The organism is Streptodolium elevatio (genome assembly GCF_053592165.1).
Window position 1 is genome coordinate 1 of record NZ_JBSFVE010000062.1, and the last position, 4311, is coordinate 4311.

The 4311-nt window shown below is 71.7% G+C and carries 4 protein-coding genes and 1 pseudogene; 4 read left to right on the forward strand and 1 reads right to left on the reverse strand.

Features of this window, described 5'->3' with window-relative positions:
* A pseudogene (locus ACWD12_RS40785) lies at nucleotides 1–132 on the forward strand (TetR/AcrR family transcriptional regulator); the annotation flags it as partial.
* A gap of 154 nt (nucleotides 133–286) precedes the next feature.
* Here the strand turns inward: ACWD12_RS40785 and ACWD12_RS40790 are convergent.
* Nucleotides 287–1063 carry an MFS transporter gene (locus tag ACWD12_RS40790; protein WP_450103922.1) on the reverse strand — a complete coding sequence of 259 codons (777 nt, stop codon included), beginning with the start codon at nucleotides 1061–1063 and terminating at the stop codon, nucleotides 287–289.
* Between the two features lie 61 nt (nucleotides 1064–1124).
* Between ACWD12_RS40790 and ACWD12_RS40795 the strand changes: the two genes are divergently transcribed.
* The 3 genes from ACWD12_RS40795 to ACWD12_RS40805 all read left to right on the forward strand — a co-directional run bounded on the left by ACWD12_RS40795 (nucleotide 1125) and on the right by ACWD12_RS40805 (nucleotide 3983).
* Complete coding sequence (locus ACWD12_RS40795; RefSeq protein WP_450103923.1) at nucleotides 1125–1769, forward strand: TetR/AcrR family transcriptional regulator; 645 nt, start codon at nucleotides 1125–1127, stop codon at nucleotides 1767–1769.
* Between the two features lie 378 nt (nucleotides 1770–2147).
* Nucleotides 2148–3308, forward strand: a complete 1161-nt coding sequence (locus ACWD12_RS40800) for a hypothetical protein (protein ID WP_450103924.1) — start codon at nucleotides 2148–2150, stop codon at nucleotides 3306–3308.
* 228 nt (nucleotides 3309–3536) lie between these two features.
* The gene (locus ACWD12_RS40805; RefSeq protein ID WP_450103925.1) at nucleotides 3537–3983 is read left to right on the forward strand and encodes a hypothetical protein; all 447 of its coding nucleotides are present in this window, start codon (nucleotides 3537–3539) and stop codon (nucleotides 3981–3983) included.
* Nucleotides 3984–4311 lie beyond the last annotated feature (328 nt).

Genomic DNA, 4311 nt, shown 5'->3' on the forward strand with positions numbered 1-4311 from the left:
CCCGAACACTTCCCCGCGCTGGCCCACTTCGGACGCGAAGTCCGCCCTCTCGGGGCGGACCGCCACGCCGCGTTCGAAGAGATCCTCGCCGCCCAACTGGCCGACATCGAGGCCGCAATCCGCCCGGGCTAGTACTCCAGCCGTACTTCGTGATCACGTGCTTGGTAGTGGGCGTTTCGGACTCGGGCTTGGTGTCGTCAGCGCCAGTTGGACCTGGCCAGAACCATCGCGGTGGTCGTTGCGCGGTCAAGAGCACGACGCTGACCGGAGGGCATCTCGTTGACCGTCAGCCTGATCGGGTTCTGTTCGCCGTCGCCGCCTCGTCGCCCGGCGGCGGCGACCAGGAACGCGAGGGCGAGCATGGCCAAGGTGACGTGGCGGTGCCAGGAGCGGTGGTTGCGGACCTGTAGTGACGGCCAACGTAGCCCTTGGCGGCCTGGAAGCATTCCTCGATGGACCAGCAGATCCCGGAAACCCGCACCAGCACGGCCAGCGGGACGGGGCCGGGGTGAAACACCGGTAGAACGCGAGTTCGCCGGTGGTGCGGTGCCGGCGGATCAGGAGTTGGCAGCGATGTCCGTCGCCGTCCGGTGCGATCCGCGCACCGGTAGCGGCGCGGGCCCTTCGCGCCGGCGATCGGCGCTGCCCCGGAACCCGCGTGCTCCTGTCGGGTGGTGCGGGTGCCGGGGCGGTGTGAACGGGCGTAAGGTCCACAATGGGCGTTGACCAGCAGGATCGACCGCCACGACAGGGCGTCGGTGAGCAGCCCGCCGATCAGGTTGCCCGCCGCGCCGCCCGTGAAGCTCACCGCGGTCCAGATCGCCAGCGCCCGGATACGGCCTGGCCCCTCGGGGAACGCGGCGGTCAGGATAGTCAGTGTGGCCGTGCCAGCACCGCCGCACCCAGCCCCTGGATCGTCCGCATCGCGACCAGAACACGGCGAGGTCGCGAGGCCGCCCGCCAGGCTCGCCGCGCAGAACAGCGCGAGTCCCCACAGGAACATCCGCCGTCGGCCGTGCAGGTCGGCCAGGCGCCCTCCGACCAGCAGGAAACCCGCGAACACCAGGGCGTACGCGCCGACGACCTACTCCAGGCCAGACGCGCCGAACCCGAGTGCGCCCTGGATGGACGGCAGCGCGACGTTCATCACCGACACGTCCAGAACGACCATGAACTGCGCCGCGCGGCGGGCGCACATCACCGACTCTCTGGTCCGCGTCGCCGCGCGGGAGGGGCCGCACGCGGTGACGATGCGGGCGGTGGCGACCGAGGCCGGTACGTCGCTGAACCTCGTGCAGTACTACTTCGCGACCAAGGCGCAGCTGATGCACGCGGCGCTTGCACGGCTCGAAGAGCAAAGCCGCGCACGGTGGGCGGCCCGGTCGGCCGCGCTGTCGCGCCCGGTGGGCGCGCGGGCGTTCGTGGAGGCGCTGCTCGCCGAGGCGCTGCCCACCGACGAGCCCAGCCGCGCCTTCCACCTGGCGTGGACTTCCTACGCGGTTCTGGCGATGACCGACACGGAACTGGCCGCGCAGCCCTTCGTCGACGGACCCGACCGCCTGGAGAAGGAACTGGCCGGTGTCCTCGCGCACGCCCGGCGCGCCGGAGAACTATCGGGGGCGTGCGATCCGGCGGGCGAGGCCGCGCACCTGCTCACCCTCGCTCACGGCCTGGGCACCAGCGTGCTGGTCGGCCAGCGCACCGCCGACGCCGCCCTGCGCATCCTGCGCGACCACCTCGACCGGATCCTCCCCTGCGCTACGCCGTGACCACCCGCAAACAGCGGGATGCGGGCACGCCCGCCGCGGCCGTCACGACGCGTCCTCGTCGACCCGCGGACCCGAGCGCCGGAGCCGGGGTGTCCTGCGCGGGGGCGGGGTCGCGCAGGAACAGCAGCGCGCCGAGCACGGCCGCCCGCGGCGGCGGTTCACCGGGCGCGGGCTGTCACGAGGCGCGCGGTGCCGACCGGCGGATCCGTCCCGGCGCCGGGTCGGTGAACGCTGCCGACGCCACCAAGACACGACAAGCGGTCGGCTCCCGGACGCGCCGGCCGGGGCCGTTAGGCTGCGAGTGTCGGTGTCCAGGCCGATCGGCGCTGGGCGGGAGAAGCTGCGGCCCGTCGGGCGCTACGCGGGAGAAAACACGGTATGTGGCTCAGGCGTACTGACGTCCATTCGGCACGCTCGCCCGCCGACCTCGCCGACATCGTGCGCAGACGCCTGACGAAGGCGCTCGACTTCGATCGGGGCAGTCACATCCTGCACATCCCCGACGAGTCCAGGCTCGCGTCCGTCGCACGGGCGGGCGTCACCAGCGCGCTCCTGAAGGACAAGTCGCCGCAGGTCGATTTCGGCGACGGCGCCGCGATGGAGGCGGTCGCCGGGTACGCGGACGGGATCGTCCGCGCCGTGGACCGTTATGCGTCGGTCGCGAAGGGGAACGTGCTCCCGTTCCATGTTCAGCCGCACGACGGCAGGGGATGGCCCGAGAACGCCGTCCTGCACACCAACGTCGTTCAGGCCGTCCGCCGGGACGGTCCGGACGTGGACCTGGCGAACTACGGTGTCGCCATCCAGGTGAGTCGGCGATGGGCCAGCCCGGAACAGCACGGCATCCTGCTCCAACACGGCGCGCTCGACCGGGAGGGTGAGCACTTCGCCCGGATGGGTGCGCATGAGGTCGGGCATGTCCTCGTGGCGAACGCCCATCCCGAGTGGATGCACGGCGGTGTCGTCCCGGGCTACCCGAACGCGATGCTCGACGACCTCAAGGAGATCGTCGGCGGCATCATCGGAAAGCCTCCCGGCAAGGTCGAACTTGACGACCTTGCCGGGGAGTTGGGTAGCTATGCCACAAGCCTGACCGGCGAACTCGCGCCCTCCGCCGTGGAAAACGTCACCATCGACACGACCGCGGCCCACGAAGGCAACGAGTACATCAGCGACCGTCTTGAGGCGGCGATCCCCCCGTTCACGCCGGGCCCCGCGGCGCAGTTGTTCCAGTGGAGGGGCAGGGCCCGCACGTACGCTGCCACGGGACTCGGTGCTGCTGCGCTCGAGCAGGCCAGCGCAATACCGGCCTACGTCCCCGAGACGGCACAAGTAGAGGTGGCGGTCGCCTCCGAGATCGAGTCCGTCGTTACGACCCCCGCCACACACGGCCTGTCCGCAGCCACGGGAGCGGTTGACGGGCCCTTGCCCAGTCCGGACAGCGTGTGGCGCCCGGAACCGGCCGCCGACTCAGCCCAGGTGGCCCAACTGGACAACGAGCAAGGCGGACACGGTCCAGAGCTTGCCGCGGAGCCTTGAGCCGATCGTTTGACGACGGCTTCCCAGTCGTTCTGCAACGCATGCTGCGGGTCATCCGCGACCGCCCGGACCACCGCGCAGGAAATACGGATCCCGGCCCAACTCAACGGCGGCGGTTTCGACGGTCCGCAGTGGTCGATCCGGGTGTCTCTCGCGAACCTGAACGACCTCGACTACCTGCGCATCGGGCGACGCGGTGCGCGACATCTTCTGCCAGTACCACGACGAATGGGTGGGCGCGGGCAGCCCCGGAGACAACAGCGCCCGGTAGCGGCCGGTCCGGTCACGACGGCGGGCCGGTGTGGTGGCGGCTGGGACGGCTGGCAGAGGCTGGCCGACGCGTCGGACAACCCGGACGGCGACACGCTGCTCCGGACCGAACTCGCTGAACGCGACCGCCGCGGGCGCGAGCGGGAGGCGGCCGAACGCGAAGCGAAGCGCCCGGTCTGCACCCGGTGCGGTGCCACGTTCAGCGACGAGCGGTGGGAGCAGGTCGAGGCCGCGGGGCCGCGCGGGGCACGGCAGAACGAGCTGTGCAAGCCGTGCCTGGAGTCCGAAGGCGTCCGAGAAGGAGGCGAGCGCCGACTGGAGAAGCGGGACACCGAACTCGCCGCAGCCGTCCGGGCTGCCCAGGTGGCGCGGCAGGCCGACCGCGGCCGCAAGGGCTGTCGGTGAGGGCCCGCCCGGGAGTCCGGCGGACCGGGCGAAACCCGAGGGGTGGGGTGGGGGATTGGCTAGGGTCCCGTGGAAGCACGGGTGATCTTCACGTGGCGATGCCGATCGGGGGCACGGACGCGGACAACGATGACGGCGGTGGCGGTGGCGGCGGTGCCCCGTTCCCGGGGAAGGGGTTCTGAACGTACGCCCGGCCGGTGACACGCGGGACCGGACTTCCGCTCGTGAGCGGCCCGGGTTGTGCGGGCGGTCCCGGGCGCGGTGGGGGTGTCCGCGCCGCGGGGCCGCCAGTGCCGGAGGCCGTGTGCCGGGTGGGGGTGGGCACGCG